Below are 26,022 nucleotides of genomic sequence, written 5' to 3' on the forward strand. Positions count from 1 at the left end.
TTCGCTACGTTCGGAAGAGATAACCGCTGAAAGCATCTAAGCGGGAAGCTCGCTTCGAGATGAGATTTCCATGCACCTATTGGTGTGAGAGGCCCCCAGCTAGACCACTGGGTTGATAGGCCGGAGGTGGAAGCACGAACCAACGACGTGTGCAGCCGACCGGTACTAATACGCCGACAACTTACACCACACCCCACCCCCCCCCAACACGTGTTGGGACCACGGGTGGGAACACCACAGAACACCGCGTCCACTATACGGCTCCCAACCAACAACCCGTTGGCCGGAACCACAACTGAATCACCGCAGCATGAGACTGTGACCAGATTTCCCCCCACCACCACCGGTGCACGATCCGGGCGGGGTGCGGGGAGGCAGAGTTACGGCGGTCATAGCGTGGGGGAAACGCCCGGTCCCATCCCGAACCCGGAAGCTAAGACCCGCAGCGCCGATGGTACTGCACCCGGAAGGGTGTGGGAGAGTAGGACACCGCCGGACCACACCAGAAAGGGTCGAGCCCCCGCACACCGTGCGGGGGCTCCCCGCATTTAACACGCCCCTCGATGCCGGCCCGCTCCGGGCCCGACGACCACGCCGACGTCCCGGAGTGCTGTGCCCCGGGCTGCCCCGACGAGGGCACCCTCGGCACCGGCGACGCCGGGTCGCGACCGGCCTGCGGCGTCGGCAGATGATTTCGGCACGGCACCGCGGCGGATGAGGACACGTCTCCGCGAGGGCAGCGTTCGCTACCCTGGGAGCGTTCCTGCCGAACGCCCGAGAGAGGGGTCTCCCACCATGCCCGACGTCAGTCCCGCCACCGCCCGGATCAACGGGGTCACCATGACCTACACGGACCGGGGGGAGGGGCCCGTGCTGCTCCTGCTGCACGGTCATGCCTACGACCGGAGCATGTGGTCCCGCCAGATCGAGGTGTTCGCCGGCCGGGGATGGCGCGTGCTCGCCCCCGACCTGCGCGGCTTCGGCGAAACGGGGATCACCGAGGGGATCGTCTACACGGAGGAGTTCGCCGACGACGTCGCCGGTCTGCTCGACCACCTGGGGATCGACCGGGCGGTGGTGGTCGGGTTCTCCATGTCCGGCCAGATCGCCATGGAGCTCCTGCACCGGCACCCCGGCCGGGTCCGGGCGCTGGTCGTCAACGACACCGTTCCCGAGGCCGAGGACGCCGAGGGCCGGAGGCGCCGTCACGTCACCGCGGACGCCATCCTGACCGGGGGGATGGAGGCCTACGGTCGCAACGTCCTGGCCAAGATGGTCGCCGAGTCCACGGTGGAGTCGCGCCCCGAGGTGGCGGCGGAGGTCCTCGCGATGCTCCAGGGGGCCCCCGCGAAGGGTGCCGCCGCGGCGATGCGCGGGCGCGCCGAGCGCCGGGACTTCACCGAGCTGCTCCGCGGCGCCCGGATCCCCGTGCTGGTCGTGGTGGGCGCGGACGACGCCTTCGACGGCGGCGCCGGCCGGCGGATGGTCGAGCTGGCGCCCGGGGCGGAGCTCGTCGTCGTCGACGGGGCCGGCCACACCCCCAACATCGAGCAGCCGGCCGCGTTCGACGAGGCCCTGGACGCCTTCCTGCGTCGTCTCGACGCCTGAGGCCGGCTGCTCCGCGGCATCACCTTCCCGCACCCCGTGCTTCCTCGGCCGTTCCTCCGCCGCGGGAGCACGGGGTCCTCTGTTCTCCGAGAGAGAACCGGTGTCGTCCCACCGTAGTCATCAGTATGCTGTCAAGATCAGCGCACGACGAAAGGATGTGGACATGACCGAGACGAGCAACGGGAACCCGGAGGACGCCGACCGCGAGTCGGTGGACCAGCTCGCGTTCCAGAACCCCGTGACGCGCTACCCCGTCCTGGCGCCCCCGGAGCAGGACCAGCCCGAGCCGGGCCTGGATGTCGAGCTCGAGCCGAAGACCGACCGCGGGGAGTTCTCCTACCGGGGCACCGGCCGCCTGACGGGGCGCAAGGCCCTGATCACCGGGGCGGACTCGGGCATCGGCGCGGCCGTCGCCATCGCGTTCGCCAAGGAGGGCGCTGACGTCGCCCTGAACTACCTCCCGGACGAGGAGCCCGACGCGCAGGTGGTCAAGGGGATCATCGAGAAGGCCGGCCGCACGGCCGTCCTCCTGCCCGGGGACCTGACCGACAGGACGTTCTGCGAGACCCTCGTCGAGAACGCCGTGGAGGGACTGGGCGGCCTCGACATCCTCGTCAACAACGCCGGCAAGCAGGTGGCGGTCGAGCGCCTCGAGGACCTGAGCGACGAGCAGCTGACCGACACCTTCACGGTCAACATCGTGGCGATGTTCCGGATCACCAAGGCGGCGCTGCGGCACCTGCCGGAGGGATCGTCCATCATCAACACGACGTCGATCCAGGCCTACCAGCCGTCACCGGACCTCCTCGACTACGCGTCCACCAAGGCGGCGATCAACAACTTCACCAAGGGCCTCGGCCAGCAGCTGGCCCCGAAGGGCATCCGCGTCAACGCCGTGGCGCCGGGGCCGTTCTGGACTCCCCTCCAGGTCTCGGACGGGCAGCCGAAGGAGGCGCTGCCCGAGTTCGGGCAGTCGACGCCCCTCGGCAGGGCCGGCCAGCCCACCGAGCTGGCCCCTGCCTACGTGTTCCTGGCCTCGTCCGAGTCCAGCTACGTCATCGGCGAGACCCTCAACGTCAACGGCGGCAGCCCGTCGCCGTGAGACTCCGCCGCCGGACCAGCGCCCGGAACGGGCGCCGATCCGGCGGAGGGTCTTGGCCCCGCGCGGCCTTCCCCCTAGGCTGGGACCAGCCCGCACCATCAGTGGACTTATGAAATGTGCCAGAAAGGCGGAATCATGACCACCAACCCCTATGACCCCACCCCCTACGAGGCAGGCTCGAGCCACCCGGCCGAGACCGGCACCTCCTCCAAGAAGGACGTCGCCGCGGAGCACGGCAAGGCCGAGGCGAACCAGCTCAAGCGCGAGGCCGCGGACTCCGGCCAGCGCGTCAAGGAGACGGCCAAGGATCAGGCCGTGGCGGTCAAGGAGGAGGCCGCGCACCAGGCGCAGGACCTCTTCGGCCAGCTCCGGAGCGACCTCCGGCAGCAGGTCGGTCCGCAGCAGGAGCGCCTCGCCTCGACCGTCCGCTCCGTGAGCGACGAGATCAACGCCCTGTCCCGCGGCGAGAAGCCGGAGTCCGACTACGTGACCGGCATGCTGGGCAGCGTCTCGGGCCGCGTGGAGTCCGTTGCGTCGTCGCTGGAGAACAAGGACGCCAAGGACCTGCTGGAGGACGTCCGCCGGTTCGCGGCCCGCCGTCCCGGCACGTTCCTGGCCGTGGCCGCCGGCATCGGTCTTCTCGCCGGCCGCGCCACCCGCGGCGTCAAGGACAGCGACGAGATCGCGACCGACCGCCAGGGCGCCAAGGAGTACTTCGGGGCATCCGGCCGGCAGGACCAGGGCGCGTCGGCCGGCACGGGTGTTCCCACGGGCTCCGTCTACGACCAGGGCTACGACCGCAACCTCACGGCGACCGAGACCTCGGGCTACACCCCGGCCGACCCCTACGCCTACCGCTCCGACGAGCAGGGCGAGGCGGCCCGCACCTACACCGACCGCGTGCCCGGCACCGTCTACCCGGAACAGGAGGGCGACCGTCGATGAGCCACCCCATTCCTCCCTCGGACGCCGAGGACAGGGCGGAGCACGAGTCGCTCGGTGCGATGTTCAAGTCGCTGAGCACCAACCTCTCCACCCTCATCCAGCAGGAGATCGCGCTGGCCAAGGCCGAGGCGACGCAGACCGTGCAGGAGGCCAAGCAGTCCGCCACGGACGCGGGCAAGGGTGCCGGCATGCTCGCGGGGGCTGGCGTGGCCGGTCACTTCGTCCTGCTCTTCCTGTCCCTCGCCCTGATGTGGGCGCTGAGCAGCCTGGTGGGGCTCGTCTGGTCCTCGGTGATCGTGGCGGTCGTCTGGGCCGTCGTCGCCGGCGTTCTGGCCGCCCTCGGCAAGAAGAACCTCAACAAGGGCAAGCGGGAGATGACGGACGCGACCCAGGATCCGCTGCCCCTGACCCGTGAGACCGTCACGGAGATCCCGGACACCGTGAAGCCCTCCAAGAAGGAGAACCGATGAGCCAGCAGAACCCCGAACAGATCCGGGCCGACATCGAGGCCACCCGCGCTCGACTCGGCTCCGACGTCGACGCCGTCGCCGAGAAGGTGACGCCCGAGCGCGTCGTCGAGCGGCAGAAGGACAAGGTCCGCAGCTCGGTCCAGGGCACGGTGCAAGGAGTGAAGGAGCGCGTCATGGGTTCTTCCGACGACCAGTACACCGGGGGCGGCTACTCCACCGGTGACGTGAAGGACCAGGCGGCCCTCCGTGCCGAGCAGGCCCGCGGCGCCGTGCAGAACGCCCCGGCCAACGCCAGGGCGAAGACCCGCGGCAACCCCCTGGCCGCCGGTCTGATCGCCCTCGGCGCCGGATGGCTCGTCGGCTCGCTGCTGCCCTCCACGCAGAAGGAGCAGGAGCTCGTCTCCGACGCGGCGGACCGGGTCCAGCCCCACGCCCAGCACGCGGTCGAGTCCGCGAAGGGCATGGCGCAGGAGGTCGCCCAGGACCTGAAGGAGCCGGCGCAGGAGGCTGCGCAGTCCGTCAAGGACACCGCGCAGTCCGGCGCCCAGGAGGTCAAGGCGCAGGGCCAGGGGGAGGCCCAGCAGCTGAAGTCCTCCGCCCAGGGTTCGGCGCAGTCCGTGAAGGACGAGACGAAGAACGCCTGACGCCGGCCCGGCCGCACCCCGGCCGGGACCCGGTGACGCACCGGACAGGACGAAGGCCCCGGATCACCGATCCGGGGCCTTCGTCCTGTCCGGGAACCGGTCAGCGTGCCCGGGCGACCTCGCTCAGGAGCCCCGGGAAGTAGCCGGAGAGGTAGCCGCGCTCGGTCGGGTGCAGATTGTGCTCGCTCTCGAGATCGAAGAGGATCCACGGATCCGGCGAGCCGACGCCGTGGCCGCGGAAACGATCGGTGACGTCCACGAACACGGCACCCTCCTCCTCCACGGCCGCCGCGAGAGCGGCGTTGAGCTCGTCGGTCCAGTCGTTGAGCTGGGCGGCCCGCTCCGCGGAGAGCAGCGGGGTGTCCTGCCGCTCGTCGAAGAGGGGCGGATAGCCCAGGACCACGATGCGCGCGTCCGACGCCGCGTCGATGGCGGCGACGGTCCCGGCCGCGGAGCCGGCGGCGCCGGCGATGAGCGCGGGCGCCCCGGCGAGCATGGCGTCGCACGTCCCCGGCCCGCCGGCGGCCTCGAACGGGGCGCTGCACGCCTGGATGAACTGTGCCCACCCGATGTCGTTGCCCCCCATGGTCAGGGTCACCACATCGGCGTCCGAGAGGGCCTCGGCCACGGGCTGCTCGTCGACGAGACCCCGCACCTCGTGCGTCTCGTAGCCGGCGCAGGCCGCGTCCAGGGTCACCTCGACGCGGGGGTGCGCCGCCAGCTTGTCGACGTGGTCCCGTCCCGTGCCCTGGAGGCAGCCGGGAAGGCCGTCGACCTGTTGGAGACCACCCGTGCCGAAGGCCGCGGAGTAGGAGTCGCCGAGGTTGACGAGCTCGATGGTGCGCGGTGCCGCGGCGGCGGGGGACGCGGCCGCGCCGGCGAGGGCGAGCGCCGAGGCCAGGGCGGTGACGGTGCGTCGGACGGTGACGGAGCTCATGGGGGAGGACCTTTCGGCAGGGGGTGGCGCCTCCCGGAGGTCGGCGCCGTGGCGGCGGACGCCGGTGACTCCCTGAATTTACAGTCGGGACGCCCGGGACGGAAGATCCGCCGGGGTGCCCGCTCCCCAGGCCCCGGCCAGGATGTCGAGGGAGCGCAGCACCTGCTCCTGGGTGGGGGACGCGGGGGCGATCATGAGCTCGTCGGCGTCCGCCGTGGCCGCGAAGTGCTCGAGATAGGACCGGACCTCGGCGCCCGTGCCCGCCGTCGACCAGTGCAGCATGTGCAGGATCTGCTGCCCGGCGGGGCTGTGCATCACCATGTCCAGCTCGGCCTCGCTCAGGTCGCGGCCGCGGCCCACCATGGCGCGCACCCGTTCGCGCCGGGCGGTCCCCAGCTGCTCCGCGGCGTCCTCGGTGGTGTCCGCGGCGATGACGTTGACGGCCGCGACGACGTAGGGCTCCGCGAGCTGCTCGGAGGGCCGGAACCCGGCGCGGTAGGCGGCCACGGCGTCCACGAGGGCGTCGGGGGCGAAGTGCGAGGCGAAGGCGTAGGGCAGCCCGTAGGCCGCGGCGAGCTGGGCGCCGAACAGCGAGGAGCCCAGGACCGTGAGGGGCACGTCCGTTCCGGCGCCCGGCACGGCGCTGACCGCCGGGACGATCGAGCGGTCGCTGAGATAGCCCTGCAGCTCACGGACGTCCTGCGGGAACTGCTCGGCGGCCGAGGGGTCGCGGCGCAGGGCGCGCACCGTCCGCTGGTCCGTGCCGGGGGCGCGGCCCAGGCCCAGGTCGATGCGTCCGGGGTGCAGCTCGGCGAGCGTGCCGAACTGCTCCGCGATCACGAGGGGGGAGTGGTTGGGCAGCATGACCCCGCCCGCGCCCAGCCGGATGGTGGAGGTGTGCGCCGCGACGTGGGCGATCAGCACGGCGGGGGCCGAGGAGGCGATCGTGGGCATGTTGTGGTGCTCCGAGTACCAGACCCGCAGATAGCCCAGCCGCTCGGCGTGCTGGGCGAGCCGCACGGAGTCGGCGAAGCTCTCGCCCACGGACGCGCCCCGGCGGACGGTGGCGAAGTCGATGACGGACAGGGGCAGCGGCACGGCGGACCTTTCCTGGGGATCGGGAGACCCTCCACGCTACTCCTCTCGTCCGGGGTCCGCCGTGGCGGGCCCCACACCGGCGCCGGGCCGGGCGCGCGGCCCTCCGCGCCGGGCGCCCGGTGCGCGGTGTCGGCGCTCGCGGCTACGCTCGGCAGCATGATCGACCCCTCGACCCCGCCGCCCGAGCTGTTCGAGCTGCCGCGGGAGCGCGCCGAGATCGCTCCCGGTGCCGTCCACGTCCCCGGGTGGCTCGGGCCCGAGGAGCAGCGGGAGCTCGTGCTCCGCTGCCGGGAGTGGGCCGTGGGACCGGCGCCCATGCGTCACGCGGTGCTCCCGGGCGGCGGCCGGATGTCGGTGCGCTCCACGACGCTGGGCTGGGACTGGGCGCCCTACCGCTACCTGCGCACCGGGGAGCACAAACGCGCACCGGACATGCCCCCGTGGCTGACCGAGCTGGGCCGCCGGGCCGTGCTGGAGGCCTACGGACCCGGCAGCCCGGACACGCAGGACTACCGGCCGGACACCGCCCTGGTGAACTTCTACGACGCCGACGCCCGGATGGGCATGCACCAGGACAAGGACGAGGCCTCCGCCGCGCCGATCGTCTCCCTCTCCCTGGGGGACGCCTGCGTCTTCCGCTTCGGGAACACGCAGACCCGCTCGGCGCCGTACCGGGACGTGGAGCTGCGCAGCGGAGACCTGTTCGTCTTCGGCGGTCCCTCCCGCTACGCGTTCCACGGGGTGCCGCGCGTCCGTCCCGGCACCGGGGCCGCCGAGCTGGGCATGAAGGGCGGGCGGCTGAACCTCACCCTCCGCATGACGGGACGGTCCGGGGCGCTCCGCTGAGCCCCGTGCCAGACTGGCGGCATGGAGCTCCCCGATCCCGCACCGGCCCAGCTGATCGACCCGGCGGCGCCGGACGCCGAGGTCGTCGGCGCCTACCGTCTGCTCGCCGCCGACATCGCCTCCGGCGTGGCGGTCGTGGCCGCCCGGCACCGGCGGCGTGACGTCGCCGCGACCGTGACCGGATTCCTCGACGTCTCCTACGACCCGCCGACCATGCTCGTGAGCCTCTTCGAGGAGGGGCGGATCTGCGACGCCGTGGAGTCCTCCGGCGCGTGGACGCTCTCCGTGCTGCGCCGCGACCAGGAGGGGATCGCCAACTGGCTCGCGAGCCCCGGCAATCCGGTCGAGGGGCTGCTCGACGGCGTGGCCTTCCGGCGCGCGCCGCGCTCGGGGGCGCCGGTGTTGGACGGGGCGCTCGCGTGGTTCGAGCTCTCCACGGTGGCCGTGCACACTGCCGCGACGCACCGGATCGTCGTCGGCCAGGTGACCGCGATGGGCCGCGGGGTCGCCGAGGCGCGGGCGGACGACCCGCTGGTGCACTACGCGCGCGGCTACCGGGGCCTGGCCCGGTGATCCCGTGATCCCGTGATCCCGTGATCCCGTGATCCCGTGGCACAGCGGCACCGGACACGAGAACCGCGCCCGTGCAAGACTGTGACGTCGGGTGTCCCCTGCCCCGTCAGCGGCGGAATCGATTGTCTCCCGCGCCGGTTCCGGTCGTAGCGTGGGCGGGTGGGGCCGCCCCGGCGGCATCCACCCACGGCACTTCACGGAAGGACTCTCATGGCGGCCCAGCACCACGAACGCCGACCTCGCCGAGGGCACGACGACGGCGCGCCCACCGGCGGCGCGCCGGAGCGGTCACCGGAGCAGGCGGTGGAGGAGTCCCGGCTGAGCGCGGTCCCGCGGCCCGGCGGGCCGGCCGAGCGCGCGGCCGCGGAGGTCGCCGACCTCGAGATCCCGGCCGACCACCTCGAGGACCTCGAGCAGGTGGGGGAGGCGTTCAAGGCGGCGTTCGCCCACCACCCGGCGGGGGTCGCGATCATCACCGCACGCGGTCCCGAGGGGCCGGTCGGCCTGACGGCGTCCTCGGTGTCATCCGTGTCGGTCGTCCCGCCGATCCTCGGCTTCTCGTTGCAGGCCCGCCAGGGCTCGGCCGCGCTGCTGGCCGAGGCCGACTCCTTCCTGGTGCACCTGCTCGACGCCGAGAACCTGGACCTCGCCCGGTCCTTCGCCGTCTCCGGGGCCCCTCGCTTCGGGGCGGACATGCCGTGGGAGTACCTGGAGACGGGAGAGCCCCGGCTGCTGAGCGTCGCCCGGGTCCTGCGCGCCGTCCCGCTGGCCCGGATCAAGGCCGGCCCCGCGCTCGTGTTCAACGCCGCCGTGGTCGACGTCCTCGGCCACGAGGGCACGGGCGTCCCGCTCGTCTACCACCGCCGCCGCTTCCACGAGCTCAACGACCGCTCCGCCCTGGACCCCGAGGCCTGAGCGCCCGGGGCCGCGCGCCGCCGGACATTCCTCCGACATTCTTGTTGACACATCACCAAGGTGCTCGTAGAGTAGTTGACGAAGCAACCAATTGCTCGTCGCTCACCAAGGAGAACACCATGTCCCAGCTCAACGGTCTCGTTCCCGGTTCCTGGACCTTCGACCCCGCCCACTCCGAGGTCGGCTTCGCCGTCCGTCACGCCGGCATCTCCAAGGTGCGCGGCACCTTCGGCGAGGTCGACGCGCAGCTCGAGATCACCGACCCGGTCGAGAACTCGACCCTGAGCGCCACCGTCCGGATGGCCTCCATCGACACCAAGAACGCGGACCGCGACGCCCACGTGCGCAGCGCCGACTTCTTCGCGGTCGAGGAGCACCCCACGATGACCTTCACCTCGACCGCTGTGGCGTTCGACGGCGAGGAGGGCACCATCACGGGTGAGCTGACCATCAAGGGCGTGACCCGCACCGTCGAGCTCGCCACCGAGTTCAGCGGCGTGGTCGTCGACGCCTTCGGCGTGACCCGTGCCGGGTTCTCCGCCGAGACCGCCATCTCCCGCAAGGACTTCGGCATCACCTGGAACGCCGCGATGGAGGCCGGCGGGGTGCTCGTCTCCGACAAGGTCGTCATCAGCCTCGACGTCGCGTTCACCGCGCCCCAGAACGACCCCGAGGAGACCGTCGAGGGCCAGGAGGCCGTCTCGGCCGAGGCCTGATCCCGCAGGACCGCCCCGCGCGCACGGCTGTGGCCCGCTCCCCGGAAGGGGCGCGGGCCACAGCTGTGCAGGTCGTGACCGGTGCTAGCGGAGCTGCTGTACCAGGAACCAGACCACTGGTCCCGCGATCAGCAGCAGCAGCGCCCACCGGCGCAGCCGCACCTCGAACGTCGCGGGGTTCAGCCGCCGTCCGTCCTTCGGCCGGGACTCGGCGATCTCGTCCTTCAGGGGCTTGGGGGAGGGCTCGCGCGGGTCCTCCGGGCCGGGGCCGGCCGGGGGCACCGAGGTCACCGCCACTTCGTCGTCATGATCAGGCCCGCCATCATGAGGGCCAGGCCGACCGCGATGTTCCACGTGCCGATCCCGGGCACGGGGTAGGCGCCCTGGAAGAGGTAGTAGAGGATGAGCCACAGCAGCCCGACCACCAGCAGGCCCAGCATGATGGCCTTGTACCAGGTGGGCGTCGGTGCGTGGGTCTCCGGGGAGCCGTGCCGGGAGCGCTCGGTGAGCTCCTGCGCCACCGCGTTGGCCGCGGCCTCCGGATCGAAGGCGGTGGAGCCGCCGGGCAGCCCCTCCGCGGCCAGCCGCGCCAGCTCCGCGTCGACGGTCGGGGCGGTGGCCGGAGCGGTCCGTCCGGAGCCGCTCGGGCGGCGGGCGGGCTTCTTGCGGCGGTTCTTGGACTCGGGCACTGATCCTCCTGGTCACCAAGCGGGCCGTCTGCACGGCGGGGGGTCCGGTGCACCAGTCTAGCCGCCCGGTGCGTGCCTTTCCGCGGACGCGTAAGCTGGACGGGCGCACCCGCCGAGAGGCACCCCACTCCCAGGAGATCCTGTGACCGTCAAGATCCTCGTCGTGGACAACTACGACAGCTTCGTCTACACCCTCGTCGGCTACCTCGAGCAGCTCGGCGCCAAGACCACGGTCATCCGCAACGACGACCTCGACGAGGCCGCGGCGTGCGCGCTCGCCGACGAGCACCAGGGCGTCCTCCTCTCTCCCGGGCCGGGCGCTCCGGCCGACGCCGGCGTGTGCACCGCCCTGATCCGCCACGCCGAGCAGACGCAGCAGCCGCTGCTCGGCGTCTGCCTCGGCCACCAGGCCCTCGCGGAGGCGTACGGGGGGACCGTCACCCACGCCGAGGAGCTCATGCACGGGAAGACCTCCCGGGTGGAGCACAACGGCACGAGCGTCTTCGGCACGGTGCCCAGCCCGTTCACGGCGACCCGCTACCACTCGCTCGCCGTGGTGGACCAGTCCGTGCCCGACGTCCTCGAGGTCACCGCGCGCACCCCGAACGGGGTGATCATGGGGCTGCGGCACAAGAGCGCCCCGCTGCACGGACTGCAGTTCCACCCCGAGTCCGTCCTCACGGAGGGCGGCTACCTCATGCTCGGCAACTGGCTCGAGCTCGTGGGGCTCAAGGGCGCGGCCCGCGCCGCCGCGTCGCTGTCCCCGCTGATCACCGTCTGACCGCACCCCGCGCTCCCGAGACCCCGCACGCCTTCGCGCGCCGCCGTCCTGGCCGCTCCTGCGCGGGGCCGCTGCGCGGGCTGAGCCGCTGCGCGGGCCCGGCTGATGCGCGTCCGGGGCCGCTACTCGCGCCGGGTCCGGCGGTCCTCGGCCTGCTCGAGCGCCTCGCGGGCCCGGGCGGCCGCGCGTTCCGGGACGCCCTCCTGCTCGCCGAGGGCCTCGGCGTCCGGGGCGGCGTCCGGAGACGCGTCGGGGGAGGCCTCCGGGGAGGTCGTGGGCTCGGACCCGTCCTCGTCCTCCGGTGCGGGGCTCTCCTCGGGCTCCTCGTCCTCCTCGGTCGCCTCCGGGGACGGCGAGGTCGTGGGCGACGGGGTGGGCGCCGGAGCCCGGGTCGGCTCGGGGGCGACCGCCACGGTGAGCGTGATCGTCGAGCCCTGCGGCACGGACTGGCCGGCGTCGACGCTCTGGTCCAGGACCTGCCCGGCCGGCACCCCGGCCCGAGGGGTGGTGACGACCTCGGCCGACAGGCGGGCCGCGTCCGCGCCGAGGACGGCGACGGCCTCCTGCCGGCTCATGCCCACGACCTGCGGCACGGTCACGCGTCCCGTGGACAGCACGAGCTGCACCTCCGAGCCGCTCCGGACGGTGGTCCCGCCGGCCGGGTCGGTCGCGACCAGCATCCCCTGGGGCACCCAGGAGCTGTTCACCGAGCGGGTGGCCCCGGCGGCCTCGAGCCCGGCGGACTCCAGCGCCTCCCGTGCGTCCTCCTCGGACCGGCCCACGAGATCGTCGGGGACCTCCACCTCGGAGGGCCCCCTCGAGACGCCGAGGACCACGGTGGAGCCCTCCTCGACCTGGGTGTCGGCCGCGGGGTCGGTGCCGACGACGTCGCCCTCGGGCACCTCGGCGTCGAAGACCTCCTCGCGCTGCGGCACGAGGTCTGCGTTGCGCAGCACCGTCTCGGCCACCGACGCGTCCATCCCCGCCACGTAGGGGACGGCGACGAGCGCGGGCCCGCTGCGCTGGTCCTGGATCCACTGGAGCGCCACGATCCCGAGGACGGCGAGGACCACGAGGACGAGCAGCCCGAGCAGTGCCGCGCGGAGGGGACTGCGCCGGCGGCGCCGGCCGGGCGTCGACGCCCGGTCCGGGGGGTCCGCTGCCACCGGCGCCGCGGCCACGGCCGTCCCCTCCGCCGTGGGCGGGGCCGGCACCGCCGCCGCGGGCACCGGAACGGGCGGGAGGGTCTTCGTGTCCTCGTCCCGCCCCCGCACCGCCTGCATCGGCTGGGTGGCGTCCAGGTCCCCGGGCACCGCGGGGCGCAGCTCGCGCAGCGCCCGGCGCATCTGCCCGGCGTCCTGGAAGCGGGCGGAGCGGTCCTTGGCGAGGGCCTTGCCCAGGAACTCGTCGACGCGCCCGCCGAGCCGGGGATCCAGCTCGGAGGGCGCGGGAGGGCGGTCCCGGACGTGCTGGGCGGCGATGTCCACCGAGGACCCGCCCACGAACGGTGCCCGCCCCGTGAGCATCTCGAAGAGCACGCACGCGGCGGAGTAGAGGTCGGAGCGGGCGTCCACGGACTCGCCCCGGGCCTGCTCCGGGGAGAGGTACTGCGCGGTGCCGAGGACGGCCTGGGCCTGCGTCAGGGCCGGTGACGTGTCCTCCACGGCCCGGGCGATGCCGAAGTCCATGACCTTGATCTGCCGCTCCGGGGTCACGATCACGTTGGCCGGCTTGATGTCCCGGTGGACGATGCCCGCCCGGTGGCTGTACTCCAGGGCGTCGAGGATGCCGAGCGTGATGTCCACGGCCTCCCGGGGCGTGACGGCGTTCTCGTGGATCAGCTCGCGCAGGGTCCGGCCGGGCACGTACTCCATCACGATGAACGGCCGGTCCACGCCCTCGTCGGTCTCCGCGAGGATCTCGCCCGTGTCGTAGACCGAGACGATCGAGTGGTGGTTCAGGGCCGCCACGGACTGCGCCTCGCGCTTGAACCGCTCGTGGAAGGTGCCGTCCCGGGCCAGTTCGGGGCGCAGCACCTTGATGGCCACCCGCCGGCCCAGCCGCCGGTCCCGGCCGAGGTGGACGGTGGCCATCCCGCCGCGGCCGATGGTCTCGCCCACCTCGTAGCGGTCGTTGATCAGGGGAGGGACGGGGTTCCGGCCCGGCACGGCTCAGTCCTCCTGGCCGGGCCCGGTCGGTGTCGCGGTGGTCGCGGGCGATCCGGTGGTGGGGGCGGGAGCGGTCTCCGGCGCCGCGGCGACCCACATCTCGATGGTGTCGCCGGGGCGGACGGTGGACCCGCCCAGGGGCTGGGTGCGCAGCACGGTCCCGGGCTCGGCGTCCTCGGTCGTCTCGTCGTAGCGGATGATGTTCACGCCCAGGAGCCGGATCTCGTCGATGAGCGGATCGGCGGCCCGGCCGACCATCCCCGAGGGGAGCTCCACGGTGTCCGGGCCCGTCGAGTAGACCACCGTGATGGTGGTGCTCCGCGCCACCTGCCCCACGGGGTTCAGGGACAGGACGGTGTTCGCCTCCTCGTCCGCGGTCCGGCCCGAGCGCTCCACGGGGAAGCCCAGGTCCGAGAGCTCCTGCACCACCTCGTCCACCGGGCGGCCCTCGTACCGGGCGGCGAGGACCTCCACCGTGTCCGCCGCGTCGGGCGCCTCCGCCGCGGCGGAGGACGGCTCCCCGGGCACCGGCGAGGTGGAGACGGTGCCCGTGGGGGACGGCTCCTGGCCCACGGGCGCCGGATCGCGGAGCAGGAGGAACCACACCAGCCCCGCCACGACGAGCAGCACCAGGAGCACCGGCAGCAGCCAGGACCACACCGAGCGGCGGTCCGTGCGCTCCTCGGACCGTGCCGCGCCGGTGCCGTGGCCCCGGACGTCGTCCCCGGGTCCCTGGGGGTCCTCGACGACCTCCAGCTCGGCGGTGATGGGGCGCGCGGTCCCGGCGGCGGCGCCGGCGGCCGCGGCGGCCGCGGTGCCCTCGCGGTCCAGGACCTGGGTCGGCTCGTCGCGCACCGGTTCGAACGCCTGGGTGGCGTCGTCGTCGGGCAGGTCGAGGAACGGGCGCATCCCGGGGACGGCCGCGACCGCGGCGTCCTCGTCCCCGCGGCGGATCGCGTCCACGGCGGTGCCCAGCGCGCCGGCCGTGGCCGGGCGGTCCTTGGGGTCCTTCGCGAGCATCGACATCAGCAGCGCCCGCACGGTCTCGGGCACGCTCTCGGACAGCGGCGGCGGCGGGTCGTTGACCTGGGCGAGGGCGATCGCGATCTGCGACTCCCCGGTGAACGGGCGGCGCCCGGCCAGGCACTCGTAGCCGATGATGCCCAGCGAGTAGATGTCCGAGGACCCCGTGGCGGTCTGGCCCGTGGCCTGTTCCGGCGCGAGGTACTGGGCGGTGCCCATGACCTGTCCGGTGGCCGTGAGGGGCACCTGGTCCGCCAGGCGGGCGATCCCGAAGTCCGTGACCTTCACCCGGTTGTCCGGGGTGATGATGAGGTTGCCCGGCTTCACGTCGCGGTGCACCAGCCCCTGGGCGTGCGCGGCCGCCAGCGCCCGGGCCGTCTGCCCGATGTAGTTGAGCACCGTGTCCGGCTCGAGCGTCTTCTGCCGCTCGATGATGTTGGACAGCGGCTCGCCGGGGACCAGCTCCATCACGAGGAAGGCGGATCCCTCCTCCTCGCCGTAGTCGAAGACGTTGGCGACACCGGGGTGGTTCAGCAGGGCGGTGTGCCGGGCCTCCGCGCGGAAGCGCTGCAGGAAGTTCGGGTCCCCGTTGTACTCCTCCTTGAGGATCTTCACGGCCACGATGCGGCCCAGGACGCGGTCCTTGGCCTTCCACACCTCTCCCATGCCGCCGATCGCGATCCGGTCGGTCAGTGCGTAGCGCCCGCCCAGGACGGTGCTCGACGATGGTCTCACTTGTTCAACACCGCCTCGAAGAGTTGCTTGGCGCCCGTGGTGGTCTGGGTGGAGCCGGTCGCCACGTCCACGTCCTCGAGGACGACGGCGACGGCGATCTGCGGGTCGTCGGCGGGGGCGAAGCCGGTGAACCAGGAGTCGTTGAGGCCCTCCTCCGAGCCGATCTCGGCGGTGCCCGTCTTGCCGGCCACCTCCACCCCGGGCACGGCCGCGCCCTGGGCGATCCCGTCCTCGACGACCTCGACCATCAGGTCCGTGACGGTCTCGGCGACGTCCGCGCTGGTGGAGCGGCGCAGCTGCTCCGGGGTGAACGCGTCGATCACGGACAGGTCCGCGGAGCGCACGGTCTCCACGAGCTGGGGCTTCATCATCACGCCGTCGTTCGCGATGGCGGCGCTCGTCATGGCCACCTGCAGCGGCGTGGTGCGCACGTCGTACTGCCCGATGGAGGAGAGCGCGAGCTGGGCGTCGTTGAGCTCCTCGGGGAAGATCGACGGCGTCACCTTGAGCGGGACCGAGAGGGGCTCCCCGTAGCCGAACGCCTGGGCCGTCTGCCGGATCCTGTCCTCCCCGAGATCGAGGGCGATCTGGGCGAACGGCGTGTTGCAGGACTGCTCGAGCGCGAACTCCAGGTCCGCTTGGGCGCGCGCCGTGCACCCGCCGCCCACGAAGTTGGGCAGGGTCACGTCGGTGCCGGGCAACGGCAGCTCCTGGGGGTTCGGGATCAGGGTCTCCGTGGTGTAGTCCCCGGACTCGAGGGCGGCCACGGTGTCGATGATCTTGAACGTCGAGGCGGGGGCGTAGAGGTCCCCGGCGACGGCCCGGTTGACGAGGGGCTCCTCGGGGTCCGCGTTGAGCCGTTCCGCGGCGGCGATCACGGAGCCCGAGTCGTGCGAGGCCAGCTCGTTGGGGTCGTAGCCGGGGCTCGAGACCATGGCGAGGATCGCGCCCGTCTCCGGGTCGAGGGCCACGACCGAGCCCTTCCGGCCCTGCAGCACGTCGGCGGCGGTCTGCTGCAGCTCGGGGTCGATGGTGAGCTCGACCGACGCGCCCGTGGGCTGGTTCCCGGAGAACATCGAGACCACGCGGTCGTAGAACTGCTCGTCGGAGGCGCCGGAGAGCTCCTCGCCGAGGGCCGCCTCGAGTCCCGTGGCGCCGTAGACCAGGGAGAAGTAGCCCGTCAGGTGCCCGTAGGTCAGCGGGTCCGCGTAGACGCGCTGGTACTCGAAGTCGTCCTCCGAGGGCTCGGAGGAGGCCTTCGGGTCGCCGTCCACGAGGATCGCCCCGCGGTCCGCGCCGAACTGGTCGTAGAGGCTGCGGTTGTTCCACGGGTGCGCCTCGAGGGTGCGCGCCGCGAAGAACTGCACGTAGGTCAGCGCGAGGAGCAGCACGGTGAAGATCGCCACGCCGGCCACCCAGGTGTGTCGGATCGCCCGGTTCACGATGCTCCTCCGTTCTCGGTGCTCCGGGACCCTCCGGGGTCCCTGCGGTCCTGGTCGGTGAGGCGGGACATCGCCTCGGTGGGGGTGCCGCCGTGGTGGTCCGCGTCCTCGGCGTCGCGGCGCCCGCCCGGGCCCGCGGCGGTGATCGGCTCGGTCGCGGCGGTGTCGGCGGACACCGCCGGACGGCGGACGGTGTCGGACGCGTCGCTCCGCGGCGCGGTGGCCCCGTCCTCCCGGTCGGCCTGTGCGCCGTCGGCCTGCGCGCCGTCGGCCTGCGCCGTGTCCTCCCCGGACCCGTCCGTCTCCTTCCGGGGCCGGCGGTCCCGCCGGCGCTCGAGGCGCTCGGCTCGCTCCTGGTCGTCCCGTCGTGCCGCCTCCCGCAGCGCGGCCTCGTAGGCGGCGACCTCGGCGAGGTCGGCCTCGGTGGCCGGGCCGGTGACCACGGGCCGGCGGGCCGTGTGGGAGATCGCCAGGATGATCGCCGCGATGATCCAGTTGGACAGCAGCGAGGAGCCCCCGGCGGACATGAACGGGGTGGTGAGCCCGGTCAGGGGGATGAGCCGGGTGACCCCGCCCACCACCACGAACAGCTGCAGCACGAGGACCGCGGACAGCCCCGCCGCCAGCAGCTTGCCGAACGCGTCCCGGGTGCCCAGGGCGGCCCGGAAGCCCCGGGTGACGAACAGGAAGAACAGCACGAGCACCGCGCTCAGGCCGATCAGCCCCAGCTCCTCGCCGAACGCGGTCATGATCATGTCCGAGTTGGCGTAGGAGACGAGGTCCGGACGGCCCTGGCCCAGCCCCTGCCCGAAGAGCCCGCCCGAGGAGAGCCCGAACAGGCCCTGGACGATCTGCCCGGAGCCGCCCGGGGCACGGTTGTACACCTCGGGGTCGAACGCGTTGAGCCAGGAGTCCAGGCGCGCCGCGACGTGGCCGAAGGCCTGGCTGGCGAAGAACCCTCCGACGGCCACGAGCAGCAGCCCGATCACGATCCAGCTCAGCCGGCTCGTGGCGAGGTAGATCATGGCCACGAACAGACCGAAGAACAGGATCGCGGAGCCGAGGTCCCGCTGGAACACCAGCACGCCGATCGCGATGATCCAGGCCGCGAACATCGGGGCCATGTCCCGGAACCGCGGCAGGCGCACCGGGCCGACCTTCTTGCCGGCCAGGAGGATGAGGTCCCGGTTGGTCGAGAGGTAGCCCGCGAAGAAGACGGCCAGGGTGATCTTGGCGACCTCGCCGGGCTGGAAGGTGCGCCCGCCCACCGAGATCCAGATCCGGGCGCCGTTGAGCTCCAGGCCGAGACCGGGCAGGAGCGGCAGGAGCAGCAGGAGACCGCTGAGCAGCAGGCAGATGTAGGTGATCCGCCGCAGCACCCGGTGGTCCTTGAGGAACCAGAGCACCAGGCCGGCGGCCGTCATGGCGAAGGCCGTCCACACCACCTGCGAGCTCGCCGCCGTCTGGTCCGTGGTGAGGTCGATCCGGTGGATCATGGCGATCCCCAGGCCGTTCAGGGCCACCACGATCGGCAGGACGTAGGGGTCCGCGTACTTGGCCCGCAGCCGCAGCACCACGTGCAGGACCAGGGCGCCGATGCCCAGGACCAGACCGGAGACGAGCAGGTGCGGGTCCCCCGAGCCGAGCTGCTCGGGGTCCACGAGGACGTTCGCGCCCACGCCGATGCCCACGGCGAGCACGAGCAGGAGCAGCTCGGTGAGCCGCCGCGGCTTCTGGCGGGGCTCCACCTGCTCCTCCCGGGGGAGGGTGCCGGCGGGGGCGCTCATCCGGCACCACCGTCGGAGGCGGTGGGCGAGGCGGCCGGGGAGGCGGTGGGCGAGGCGGTGGCCCGCTGGACGGTCCCGGTCGGGCGCGGCTCGGGGCCGGTGGTCTCCTCGGGCACGGACTCGCGCAGCTCGCGCACGATCCGCTCCGCCTCCTCGAGGCTGCCCGCCGGGATGGCGTTGCGCACCCGCGCCTGGGCGAAGCCGGGGAGGTCCTCGACCCGCAGGTCCGTGGCGCGCTCGAGGTCGCTGAGGCTCACGGGCCCGAGCGACTGGGAGACGCCGTTGTAGATCGCCACGTTGCCCTGCTGCTCGCCGACGTAGTACTGGGAGCTGATCCAGCCGCTGGTGAGCCATCCCCCGGCCACCAGCATCAGTCCGGCCGTCGCCAGTGCGAGCACGGCGATGGCGCGCCGGTGGCGGCGCCGGCGCGGGGACGGGCCGGTGGCGTCCGCCCGGTGCAGCGCCGACTCGACGTCCTGCGGATCGGCCAGCGTGTCGGGCGCGGAGGTCTGGAGGAGGGTCGCGCGGCGCTCGAGGACGCTGTCGCTCACCGTGGGGATGCGCCCGGTCTGGGTGGCGTTGGCGGCGGCGCCCACCAGCAGGTGGGGGCGCGCGGCGAGATCGCGGCGCAGCGCGGCGGCCGAGGACTCGGACGGGCTCCGGTCGGCGCTCGGTGCGCCGGCGTCCGCGGTGATCTCGTCCGAGGTGCGGGCGAACTCCGGGTCCGGGACCGCGCCGCGCGCCTCGCCGGCCTGCGGCACAGGGGCGGTGTCGTCGGTCGCGAAGACCTGGACGACCACCACGGTCACGTTGTCGGGAGCCCCGCGGTCCAGCGTCAGCTCCACGAGCGTGTCCACGATCTGGTTGAGGTCGTCGGTGGAGCCCAGCACGGACTGGATGGTCTCCGGGCGGACCACGGCGTTGAGCCCGTCCGAGCACAGCAGCCAGCGCTCGCCGCTCTCGGGGCGCAGGGTCTCCACGTCGATCTCCGGGGAGGCGTCGACGTCGCCGAGCACGCGCATCAGGACGTTCTTGTGCGGGTGGGACTCCGCCTCGTCGGGGCGCAGCCGGCCCTCGTCGATGAGCCGTTGGACGAAGGTGTGGTCCTTGGTGACCTGGCGGAACTCGTCGCCCCGGAGCCGGTACGCGCGGGAGTCGCCGATGTGGGCCACGACGAGGTCGTCCTGGTCGGCCAGCAGGGCGGTGACGGTGGTGCCCATGCCGCCCAGGCGGGCGTTGCCCAGGACCAGCTTGGCGAGGTTCTGGTTGGCGTTCTGGATCTCGTCCGTGAGCACGGTGGCGCCGTCGCCGTGGTGGTCGGGCCGGTCGAGGCCCGTGAGGTCCATGACCGCGGAGGCCGAGGCGACGTCCCCGCCCACGTGCCCGCCCATGCCGTCGGCGACCACGGCGAGGTGCCGGCCCGCGTAGGCGGAGTCGTCGTTCTTCGAGCGGACCCGGCCCACGTCCGAGCGCGCGGCGTAGCGGAAGGCGATCGCCATGCGTCAGGACCTCAGTTCCAGGACGGTCTTGCCCACCCGGAACGGGGTCCCGGGGTCGAGCGGCACGGCCCGGGAGAGGCGCTGCTGGCCGACGAAGGTGCCGTTGGTGGAGCCGAGGTCCTCGAGGAACCAGCGGGAGCCCTGCGGGAACAGCCGGGCGTGGCGCCCCGACGCGTAGTCGTCGCCGAGCGGCACGGTGGCCTCGGGGGAGCGGCCCAGCAGCACGGGGGCGTTGCCCAGGGGGTAGCTGCGGCCGCGGAGGGGCCCGTCGAGGACGAACAGGGTCCGGGGCCGGGAGCGCTGCCCCGTGGTGGGACCCGCGGCGGGCGGCACCGGTTCCTCGGCGGCGCCCCGGCGGTCGCCGCGGGACCTCGTGAGCACCGCCGGGAGCTTCCCCCCGACCGCCAGGTCACGTCCCTGGCTGGCGACGATGCTGAAGATGAAGATCCAGAGGAGGGCCAGGAACCCGAAGCGGAGGAGGGTGACGGTGAGTTCGGACATTCAGCGGTTCCCCTTCGGGGTCAGCAGGCGGAACGTGATCCTGGTCCGACCCATGGTGATCACGGAGCCGTTGACCAGCTCGGAGCGGCCGATCACCCGCTCCCCGTCCACGTAGGAACCGTTGGTCGAGCCGAGGTCCACGGCCACGAAGTGCTCGCCCTGCCGGCGGATCTCGAGGTGCTTGCGGGACACCCCGGTGTCCTCCACGGTGATGTCCGCCTCCGCGGAACGGCCCAGCACGATCGAGTCCGCGTTGATGGAGAACCGCGCGCCCTCGACGTCGAGCACCGGGATCCAGTGCTGCGCGGGCACGGACCGCGTCGGCTCGTCCTCCTCCTGGCGGTGGCCGCGGGCGATCCGCTGCCCGCTCGGCGTGGAGGGGGTGTTGGGCGACTCCGCGGTGCGATGGGCCGAGGAGTGGACGCGGAACTCGCCCGCCTCCACCTCCGGGTTGCGGGTGAAGGACACCTTCACCGCCCCCTGGAGGGTGTAGGCCTGGCTGCGGGCGTGCTTGATGACGACGTCGCACAGCTCCTCCGCGAGCGGCGTGCCCCAGTCCTGGGCGCGGGGGAAGTCCTCGTCGGAGAACTCCACCACGAAGACGTTGGGGGCCATGGTGCGGCCGGCGGAGATCGTGAACGCCTCGTGGTCGAGCTCCCGGCGCAGGGCGCTGGCGATCTCGACCGCCTCCACCCGCTTCCGGGAGCCCGTGGAGAAGGCGGCGCGGACGGCCTTCTCGATGTTCTTCTCGAGGCTCTCGAGGAATCCCATGCCGCCTCCTTCCTGGCGTCGATCGCGGTGCGCATGCCCCCGGTCCCGGGTCAGGCGTTCTCCAGGATAGTAGACGCGACGCCTGTGAGCCCCGTGGGGGTGCGCGCCGGGCGGGTCCGCGCCCCGGTCACGTCCTTGCCAGGGGGTCCGCCGGGGAGCAGAATCCAGAACATGTTGCACATCCACAGAAGGCCCTTGTCCCTGGCCGCGCTCGCTGTCTCCGCCCTGCTCCTCGCGGGCTGCGGCGACGGGGGCGACGGCGGCGCGGGGGAGGACGGCGCCACCGCCCCGGCGGACACCAGCGCCCCGGCGCAGGACACCGCCACCCCCGACGACAGCGCGAGCCCGGGGGAGGACGCCACCGGTGACGGCACCGCCGCCCCGTCCGGCAGCGCCTCGCCCTCGGGCAGTCCCGGTGCGGACTCCACCGCCGGGGCCGGCGGCGAGGCGGCCGTCGTGTCCTCCGCGGTCGCCGCGGCGCAGGACGCGGTGGGCGACGACGCCCGGGCGTTCGAGATCGCCCGGGAGGACAGCCCGGCCAGCTGGCAGATCGCGGTCGCCTCCGGCGACCGCGAGCACGAGCTGTACGTCTCGCAGGACGGCGAGGACGTGATCAGCCAGGAGGAGGAGGGCGGCCTCGACAGCGACGACCGCGAGAAGCTCGCCCGGGTCCAGGTGTCCCTCGAGGACGGGCTGAGCACGGCCCTGGAGACGGTCAACGGCACCCTCGACGAGGCGCAGCTGGAGACGGAGGACGGCTCGACCGTGTGGGAGGTCGAGATCGACGAGCCGGACGGGAACTCGGTGGACGTGTTCGTCGACGTCGAGAACGGCTCCGTGCTGAAGATCGACCGCTGAGCCGGTGGCCGCTGACCCGGTGGCCACGGACCCCGGCCGGACGGAGCGCCGCCGGCTGCTGCTGACCTTCCTGGGCCTGCTGATGGCGGTGCTGCTGGCCGCCCTCGACCAGACGATCGTGGCCACGGCGCTGCCCTCGATCGTCGGGGACCTCAACGGGCTCGACCGGATCTCCTGGGTGGTCACGGCCTACGTGCTCGCCGCCACGGTGGGCCTGCCGGTCTACGGGAAGCTGGGCGACCTCTACGGGCGCAAGCGGATCTTCCTGGTGGCCGTCGTCGTGTTCCTGATCGGCTCGGTGCTCTCGGGGGCCGCCCAGGACATGACCCAGCTCATCGTCTTCCGCGCCCTCCAGGGCCTGGGCGGCGGCGGCCTGCTCATCGGGGCGCAGGCGATCATCGCCGACCTCGTCTCCCCGCGCGAGCGCGGCAGGTACATGGGCGTGATCGGGGCGGCCTTCGGTCTCGCCTCCGTGAGCGGACCGCTGATCGGCGGGTTCCTCACGGACCTGGTGAGCTGGCGGTGGGTGTTCTACATCAACCTGCCCCTGGGGCTGGTGACGCTCCTGTTCATCCCCCGCTTCCTGCACCTGCCGCACGTCCCCCGGGGGCGGGTGCGGCTCGACGTGCTCGGCACGGCGCTGCTGGCGCTGGGCAGCGTGGCCTTCGTGCTCCTCACCACGTGGGCCGGCACGGCGTACGCGTGGTCGAGCCCGCGGATCCTCGGCCTCGCCGCGGCGGCCCTGGTGCTCGGCGTCCTGTTCGTGCTGGTCGAGCGCCGAGCCGCCGAGCCGATCATCCCCCTGCACCTGTTCCGCGTGCGCAACTTCGTGGTGCCCACCGCGGCGGCCGTCGGCATGGGCGTGATCATGTTCGCGACCATCACGTACCTGCCCACCTACCTGCAGATGGTCGACGGCGTGTCGGCCACCGGGGCGGGCCTGATGATGATCCCCGTGACGGTCGGGATGCTCGCCGGCACGATCGGCACCGGCCGCCGCATCGCGCGGACGGGGCGCTACAAGCACTGGCCCGTGCTGGGCTCCGTCGTGATGGCCGCCGGGCTCGTCCTGCTCTCGCTGATCGACGAGACCACCCCTTACGCCCTGACGGCCGCGGGAATGGTCGTGACCGGCTTCGGCATCGGCTGCCTCATGCAGAACCTCGTCCTGATCGTGCAGAACGCGGTGCCGCCCGCGGAGGTGGGGGCCGCGACGGCGTCGTCGAACTTCTTCCGCCAGATCGGCGCGTCCTTCGGGATCGCCGTGTTCGGCTCGATCTTCGTCGCCCGGCTCGACGACGCGCTCGCGGGCCGTGACCTGCCCTCCCTGGACGTCAACGCCCTGAGTCCCCAGGTGCTCGCGGCCCTGCCCGCCCCGGTGCAGGAGGCGGTCGCGCAGGCCTTCGCCCAGTCGCTGCCCCCGATCTTCCTGTGGGGCCTGCCCGTCGCGGCGGGCTGCCTCGTGCTGTCCCTGTTCATCGAGGAGATCCCGCTGGGCACGACCGTCGGCGCCCCGCGGGAGGAGACCCCGGGGCCGCCCCCGGAGCACGCCGGGACCGATCGGAGCGGCGCGGGTCGCTAGGCTGGTCCCGGAACCGCCACCGGATGCCTCAGGAGCAGCTCATGACCGATCCGCGCCCGTTCACCACCGCCGACCTCTACGACGAGCGCGGGGAGCAGCTGATGTCCTGCCCGCGCCAGTTCCTGGACCTGGGCGGGACGGCCGCGTTCACCGGGCCGGTGCGCACGGTCCGCTGCTTCCAGGACAACGGCCTCGTGAAGGCCGTGCTCAACTCCCCGGGCGAGGGTGCGGTCCTCGTGGTGGACGGCCACGGCTCCATGGGCACCGCGCTCATGGGGGACATGATCGCGGAGTCCGCGGTGCGCAACGGGTGGGCCGGGGTGATCGTCAACGGCCCCGTCCGGGACCGGGTCGCCCTGGCCGGGCTGCCCCTCGGGGTCAAGGCCCTGGGCTCCAACCCGCGCAAGTCCGCCAAGGACGGCGTCGGCGAGCAGGACGTGCCGGTCGTCATCGAGGGCGTCACCTTCCGCCCGGGCCGGACGGTGTGGGCCGACGAGGACGGGATCCTCGTCGAGGGCTGAGCGCCGTCCGCCCGGCCGGGGACCGGCCCGCCGGCACCGCCCCGCCAGGAACCGTCCGGCACAGGAACCGTCCGGCCGGGAACCGCCCGGCCGGGACCGTTCAGGCCGCGCCGTGCGTGAGCCGGCCGCCGCGGTAGGTCGCGCGGACACCGATGTGCTCCACCGACCCGCCCCGCCGGTGCACCTCGAGGGGGTTCTCCTCCAGCACCACCAGGTCCGCGAGCTTGCCGGGGGCGAGCGAGCCGATCCGGTCGAACATCCCCAGGGCCTTCGCGGCCTCGGACGTGTAGGCGGCGAGGGCCTCCAGCACGTCGAGCCGCTCGCCGGCGGGACCGAACCGCCGCCCGTCCCCGTCGAGGCGGTCGGTCCAGGCCTGGACCGAGCGCAGCACGTCGCCGTCGGCGACCGGGCGGTCGGAGCTGCCCGCGATCCGCACCCCGGCGTCCAGGAAGCTGCGCCCCCGGTAGGTCCAGTCCGTGCGCTCGGCCCCCAGGAGCCGGCGGAACTGGGCCGCCATGGGCCGGAGGAAGCCGATCTGCGGGGTCACGACGATCCCCGCGGACGCGAGCCGCGGCAGCTGGTCGGGGCGGGTGATGCTCGCGTGCTCGATCCGGTTGGGCACCCGGCGGCGTCCGTGCTCGTCCTGGCACCGGGTGAGCACGTCGATCGCGAAGTCGATCGCCCGGTCCCCGATCGCGTGGGCGGCCACCGACCAGCCCGCCCGGTAGGCGGCGTGGATCGCCTCGGCCATCTGCTCCGGGTTCTCCTGGAAGTATCCGGTGGAGTGGCCGCCGCAGAAGGCCTCGGTCACCGCGGCGGTCTCCCCGAGCAGCGAGCCGTCCACGAACACCTTGACCGGTCCGAGCTGCAGCTCGTCGTCGCCGAAGCCGGTCCGCAGCCCGAGGTCGAGCCCGCGCTCGGAGCCGTCCCCGAGCCCGTCGATCCCGTGCAGGACGTCCAGCACGGGCATCACCTGGGCCCGCGCGTGCAGGGCGCCGGCGTCCCTGGCCTGCTGGTAGGCCTGCAGCTCGGAGGGGTTGTGCCCGATCCACCCGGCGCCGACCCCGGCCTCCGCGAACGTGGTGATTCCCTCGGCGGCGTAGCGGGCGGTGGCACGGTCGAGCGCCGCCACGATCTTGGCCACGGGGTAGGGGCGGAACAGCTCCTGCACCACCGCCTGGGCGGTCTCCTCGATCAGGCCCGTGGCGCGGCCGGTGTCGTCGCGCACCACCCGCCCGCCCACCGGGTCCGGGGTGCCCGGGGTGAGGATCCCCGCCCGGCGCAGCGCCTCGGAGTTCACGATCGCCGCGTGGCCGGACGCGAGCCGGGCGAACAGCGGCGTGCGGCCGGTGATGCGGTCGAGGACGTCGATGTCGGGCAGCGACCCGCCCACGGTGGCGGGGTAGAAGCCGGTGGCCATGAGCCACTCCTCGTCCGGCGGCTTCGCGGCCATGCCGCGCTCCAGGGCCGCGTAGAGCGCGTCCAGGGACGTGCAGCCGGCGAGGTCCACCTCCGCCAGGCCGAGCCCGAACCACGTGGTGTGGCAGTGGGCGTCCACGAACCCGGGGAGCACGGTGGCCCCGCCGAGGTCCACGGTCTCGGCCGCCGGCACGTCCGGGTCGTCGAGGACCACGATCCGCCCGCCGTGCACGCCGAGACTCGACGCCCTCGGGCGGTCCGGCTCCATGGTCAGGACCGTGGCGTTGACGAGCTGGAGGTCGAGCTGCATGGGGATCCTTTCTCCGGGGCTGCCCCCATCGTGGCACCCGGCGCCCGGACCCGCACGGACGCGCCCGGCTCAGCGCCGAACT

The 26,022-nt window shown here is 73.2% G+C and carries 24 protein-coding genes, 2 rRNA genes and 1 pseudogene; 15 read left to right on the forward strand and 12 right to left on the reverse strand.

Annotated elements, in window-relative coordinates; all coding sequences use genetic code 11:
- From Q0817_RS01275 to Q0817_RS01305, 7 genes are all read left to right on the forward strand, one after another.
- Positions 1-190, forward strand: a 23S ribosomal RNA gene (locus Q0817_RS01275); the annotation flags it as partial.
- A gap of 191 nt (positions 191-381) precedes the next feature.
- Positions 382-498 (forward strand): 5S ribosomal RNA (gene rrf / locus Q0817_RS01280).
- Positions 499-795: 297 nt separating this feature from the next.
- Positions 796-1,608 (forward strand): alpha/beta fold hydrolase, encoded by an 813-nt coding sequence (locus Q0817_RS01285; RefSeq protein ID WP_298583068.1) that lies wholly within the window; start codon positions 796-798, stop codon positions 1,606-1,608.
- 163 nt (positions 1,609-1,771) lie between these two features.
- Entirely contained in the window at positions 1,772-2,710 is a 939-nt protein-coding gene (locus Q0817_RS01290; protein WP_298583071.1) for an SDR family oxidoreductase, read from the forward strand.
- Positions 2,711-2,845: 135 nt separating this feature from the next.
- Positions 2,846-3,655 carry a hypothetical protein gene (locus tag Q0817_RS01295; RefSeq protein WP_298583073.1) on the forward strand — a complete coding sequence of 270 codons (810 nt, stop codon included), beginning with the start codon at positions 2,846-2,848 and terminating at the stop codon, positions 3,653-3,655.
- On the forward strand, positions 3,652-4,125 hold the full coding sequence (locus Q0817_RS01300) for a phage holin family protein (protein WP_298583076.1): 474 nt from the start codon (positions 3,652-3,654) through the stop codon (positions 4,123-4,125). Before Q0817_RS01295 ends, Q0817_RS01300 begins: the two co-directional genes overlap by 4 nt.
- Positions 4,122-4,769, forward strand: coding sequence for a DUF3618 domain-containing protein (locus Q0817_RS01305; protein WP_298583079.1), 648 nt, complete (start codon positions 4,122-4,124; stop codon positions 4,767-4,769). The genes Q0817_RS01300 and Q0817_RS01305 overlap by 4 nt, the downstream gene beginning before the upstream one ends.
- Before the next feature lie 100 nt (positions 4,770-4,869).
- Here the strand turns inward: Q0817_RS01305 and Q0817_RS01310 are convergent, their stop codons facing one another.
- The gene (locus Q0817_RS01310) at positions 4,870-5,706 is read right to left on the reverse strand and encodes a GDSL-type esterase/lipase family protein (RefSeq protein ID WP_298583082.1); all 837 of its coding nucleotides are present in this window, start codon (positions 5,704-5,706) and stop codon (positions 4,870-4,872) included.
- Between the two features lie 78 nt (positions 5,707-5,784).
- Complete coding sequence (locus Q0817_RS01315; protein ID WP_298583085.1) at positions 5,785-6,804, reverse strand: LLM class flavin-dependent oxidoreductase; 1,020 nt, start codon at positions 6,802-6,804, stop codon at positions 5,785-5,787.
- Between the two features lie 156 nt (positions 6,805-6,960).
- Here Q0817_RS01315 and Q0817_RS01320 point away from each other — a divergent pair, with 156 nt between their 5' ends.
- The 4 genes from Q0817_RS01320 (at position 6,961) to Q0817_RS01335 (ending at position 9,854) form a co-directional block, all read left to right on the forward strand.
- On the forward strand, positions 6,961-7,650 hold the full coding sequence (locus Q0817_RS01320; protein WP_298583088.1) for an alpha-ketoglutarate-dependent dioxygenase AlkB: 690 nt from the start codon (positions 6,961-6,963) through the stop codon (positions 7,648-7,650).
- A 21-nt stretch (positions 7,651-7,671) separates the two neighbouring features.
- Positions 7,672-8,223, forward strand: a complete 552-nt coding sequence (locus tag Q0817_RS01325) for a flavin reductase family protein (protein WP_298583091.1) — start codon at positions 7,672-7,674, stop codon at positions 8,221-8,223.
- A gap of 210 nt (positions 8,224-8,433) precedes the next feature.
- Positions 8,434-9,138, forward strand: a complete 705-nt coding sequence (locus Q0817_RS01330; protein WP_366139846.1) for a flavin reductase family protein — start codon at positions 8,434-8,436, stop codon at positions 9,136-9,138.
- A 119-nt stretch (positions 9,139-9,257) separates the two neighbouring features.
- Complete coding sequence (locus Q0817_RS01335; protein ID WP_298583094.1) at positions 9,258-9,854, forward strand: YceI family protein; 597 nt, start codon at positions 9,258-9,260, stop codon at positions 9,852-9,854.
- Positions 9,855-9,938: 84 nt separating this feature from the next.
- Here the strand turns inward: Q0817_RS01335 and Q0817_RS01340 are convergent, their stop codons facing one another.
- Both Q0817_RS01340 and Q0817_RS01345 read right to left on the reverse strand, forming a co-directional pair.
- Entirely contained in the window at positions 9,939-10,145 is a 207-nt protein-coding gene (locus Q0817_RS01340) for a hypothetical protein (protein WP_298583097.1), read from the reverse strand.
- Positions 10,142-10,543, reverse strand: coding sequence for a cell division protein CrgA (locus Q0817_RS01345; protein WP_298583100.1), 402 nt, complete (start codon positions 10,541-10,543; stop codon positions 10,142-10,144). Before Q0817_RS01345 ends, Q0817_RS01340 begins: the two co-directional genes overlap by 4 nt.
- A gap of 142 nt (positions 10,544-10,685) precedes the next feature.
- Here Q0817_RS01345 and Q0817_RS01350 point away from each other — a divergent pair, with 142 nt between their 5' ends.
- Positions 10,686-11,324, forward strand: coding sequence for an aminodeoxychorismate/anthranilate synthase component II (locus tag Q0817_RS01350; protein WP_298583102.1), 639 nt, complete (start codon positions 10,686-10,688; stop codon positions 11,322-11,324).
- A 122-nt stretch (positions 11,325-11,446) separates the two neighbouring features.
- On the opposite strand, the gene pknB is transcribed toward Q0817_RS01350, so the two are convergent.
- The 7 genes and pseudogenes from pknB to Q0817_RS01385 all read right to left on the reverse strand — a co-directional run bounded on the left by pknB (position 11,447) and on the right by Q0817_RS01385 (position 21,250).
- Complete coding sequence (gene pknB, locus Q0817_RS01355; RefSeq protein WP_298583105.1) at positions 11,447-13,492, reverse strand: Stk1 family PASTA domain-containing Ser/Thr kinase; 2,046 nt, start codon at positions 13,490-13,492, stop codon at positions 11,447-11,449.
- 3 nt (positions 13,493-13,495) lie between these two features.
- Positions 13,496-15,250, reverse strand: coding sequence for a protein kinase domain-containing protein (locus Q0817_RS01360; RefSeq protein ID WP_298583108.1), 1,755 nt, complete (start codon positions 15,248-15,250; stop codon positions 13,496-13,498).
- Entirely contained in the window at positions 15,247-16,692 is a 1,446-nt protein-coding gene (locus tag Q0817_RS01365) for a penicillin-binding protein 2 (RefSeq protein WP_298583111.1), read from the reverse strand. Before Q0817_RS01365 ends, Q0817_RS01360 begins: the two co-directional genes overlap by 4 nt.
- A 440-nt stretch (positions 16,693-17,132) precedes the next feature.
- Positions 17,133-18,479, reverse strand: a pseudogene (locus Q0817_RS01370) (FtsW/RodA/SpoVE family cell cycle protein); the annotation flags it as partial.
- A complete protein-coding gene (locus tag Q0817_RS01375; RefSeq protein ID WP_298583113.1) occupies positions 18,476-19,978 on the reverse strand; it encodes a PP2C family serine/threonine-protein phosphatase in 1,503 nt (500 codons plus the stop codon). The gene Q0817_RS01375 and the pseudogene Q0817_RS01370, both read right to left, overlap by 4 nt.
- A gap of 3 nt (positions 19,979-19,981) precedes the next feature.
- Entirely contained in the window at positions 19,982-20,479 is a 498-nt protein-coding gene (locus Q0817_RS01380) for an FHA domain-containing protein (protein ID WP_298583116.1), read from the reverse strand.
- Positions 20,480-21,250 carry a DUF3662 and FHA domain-containing protein gene (locus tag Q0817_RS01385; RefSeq protein WP_298583119.1) on the reverse strand — a complete coding sequence of 257 codons (771 nt, stop codon included), beginning with the start codon at positions 21,248-21,250 and terminating at the stop codon, positions 20,480-20,482.
- A 171-nt stretch (positions 21,251-21,421) separates the two neighbouring features.
- Here Q0817_RS01385 and Q0817_RS01390 point away from each other — a divergent pair, with 171 nt between their 5' ends.
- The 3 genes from Q0817_RS01390 to rraA are packed head-to-tail and all read left to right on the forward strand — an operon-like array spanning position 21,422 to position 24,211.
- On the forward strand, positions 21,422-22,108 hold the full coding sequence (locus Q0817_RS01390) for a PepSY domain-containing protein (RefSeq protein WP_298583124.1): 687 nt from the start codon (positions 21,422-21,424) through the stop codon (positions 22,106-22,108).
- Positions 22,109-22,112: 4 nt separating this feature from the next.
- Positions 22,113-23,690, forward strand: coding sequence for an MDR family MFS transporter (locus Q0817_RS01395; RefSeq protein WP_298583127.1), 1,578 nt, complete (start codon positions 22,113-22,115; stop codon positions 23,688-23,690).
- A gap of 41 nt (positions 23,691-23,731) precedes the next feature.
- On the forward strand, positions 23,732-24,211 hold the full coding sequence (gene rraA / locus Q0817_RS01400) for a ribonuclease E activity regulator RraA (RefSeq protein WP_298583130.1): 480 nt from the start codon (positions 23,732-23,734) through the stop codon (positions 24,209-24,211).
- A 100-nt stretch (positions 24,212-24,311) separates the two neighbouring features.
- Here rraA and Q0817_RS01405 read toward each other — a convergent pair whose 3' ends face one another.
- On the reverse strand, positions 24,312-25,940 hold the full coding sequence (locus Q0817_RS01405) for an amidohydrolase (protein ID WP_298583133.1): 1,629 nt from the start codon (positions 25,938-25,940) through the stop codon (positions 24,312-24,314).
- Positions 25,941-26,022: the final 82 nt, after the last annotated feature.

It is taken from the genome of uncultured Kocuria sp., from assembly GCF_947500125.1.
Classification (GTDB): domain Bacteria; phylum Actinomycetota; class Actinomycetes; order Actinomycetales; family Micrococcaceae; genus Kocuria.

Excerpts from the sequence above, each read along its gene's own strand:
- Q0817_RS01330 (WP_366139846.1), top strand. The coding sequence starts at position 8,434 with ATGGCGGCCCAGCACCACGAACGCCGACCTCGCCGAGGGCACGACGAC.
- Q0817_RS01285 (WP_298583068.1), top strand. The coding sequence starts at position 796 with ATGCCCGACGTCAGTCCCGCCACCGCCCGGATCAACGGGGTCACCATG.
- rraA (WP_298583130.1), top strand. The coding sequence starts at position 23,732 with ATGACCGATCCGCGCCCGTTCACCACCGCCGACCTCTACGACGAGCGC.
- Q0817_RS01290 (WP_298583071.1), top strand. The coding sequence starts at position 1,772 with ATGACCGAGACGAGCAACGGGAACCCGGAGGACGCCGACCGCGAGTCG.
- Q0817_RS01375 (WP_298583113.1), bottom strand. The coding sequence starts at position 19,978 with ATGGCGATCGCCTTCCGCTACGCCGCGCGCTCGGACGTGGGCCGGGTC.
- Q0817_RS01380 (WP_298583116.1), bottom strand. The coding sequence starts at position 20,479 with ATGTCCGAACTCACCGTCACCCTCCTCCGCTTCGGGTTCCTGGCCCTC.
- Q0817_RS01405 (WP_298583133.1), bottom strand. The coding sequence starts at position 25,940 with ATGCAGCTCGACCTCCAGCTCGTCAACGCCACGGTCCTGACCATGGAG.
- Q0817_RS01295 (WP_298583073.1), top strand. The coding sequence starts at position 2,846 with ATGACCACCAACCCCTATGACCCCACCCCCTACGAGGCAGGCTCGAGC.
- Q0817_RS01335 (WP_298583094.1), top strand. The coding sequence starts at position 9,258 with ATGTCCCAGCTCAACGGTCTCGTTCCCGGTTCCTGGACCTTCGACCCC.
- Q0817_RS01390 (WP_298583124.1), top strand. The coding sequence starts at position 21,422 with ATGTTGCACATCCACAGAAGGCCCTTGTCCCTGGCCGCGCTCGCTGTC.
- Q0817_RS01325 (WP_298583091.1), top strand. The coding sequence starts at position 7,672 with ATGGAGCTCCCCGATCCCGCACCGGCCCAGCTGATCGACCCGGCGGCG.
- Q0817_RS01305 (WP_298583079.1), top strand. The coding sequence starts at position 4,122 with ATGAGCCAGCAGAACCCCGAACAGATCCGGGCCGACATCGAGGCCACC.
- Q0817_RS01385 (WP_298583119.1), bottom strand. The coding sequence starts at position 21,250 with ATGGGATTCCTCGAGAGCCTCGAGAAGAACATCGAGAAGGCCGTCCGC.
- Q0817_RS01320 (WP_298583088.1), top strand. The coding sequence starts at position 6,961 with ATGATCGACCCCTCGACCCCGCCGCCCGAGCTGTTCGAGCTGCCGCGG.
- Q0817_RS01310 (WP_298583082.1), bottom strand. The coding sequence starts at position 5,706 with ATGAGCTCCGTCACCGTCCGACGCACCGTCACCGCCCTGGCCTCGGCG.
- Q0817_RS01300 (WP_298583076.1), top strand. The coding sequence starts at position 3,652 with ATGAGCCACCCCATTCCTCCCTCGGACGCCGAGGACAGGGCGGAGCAC.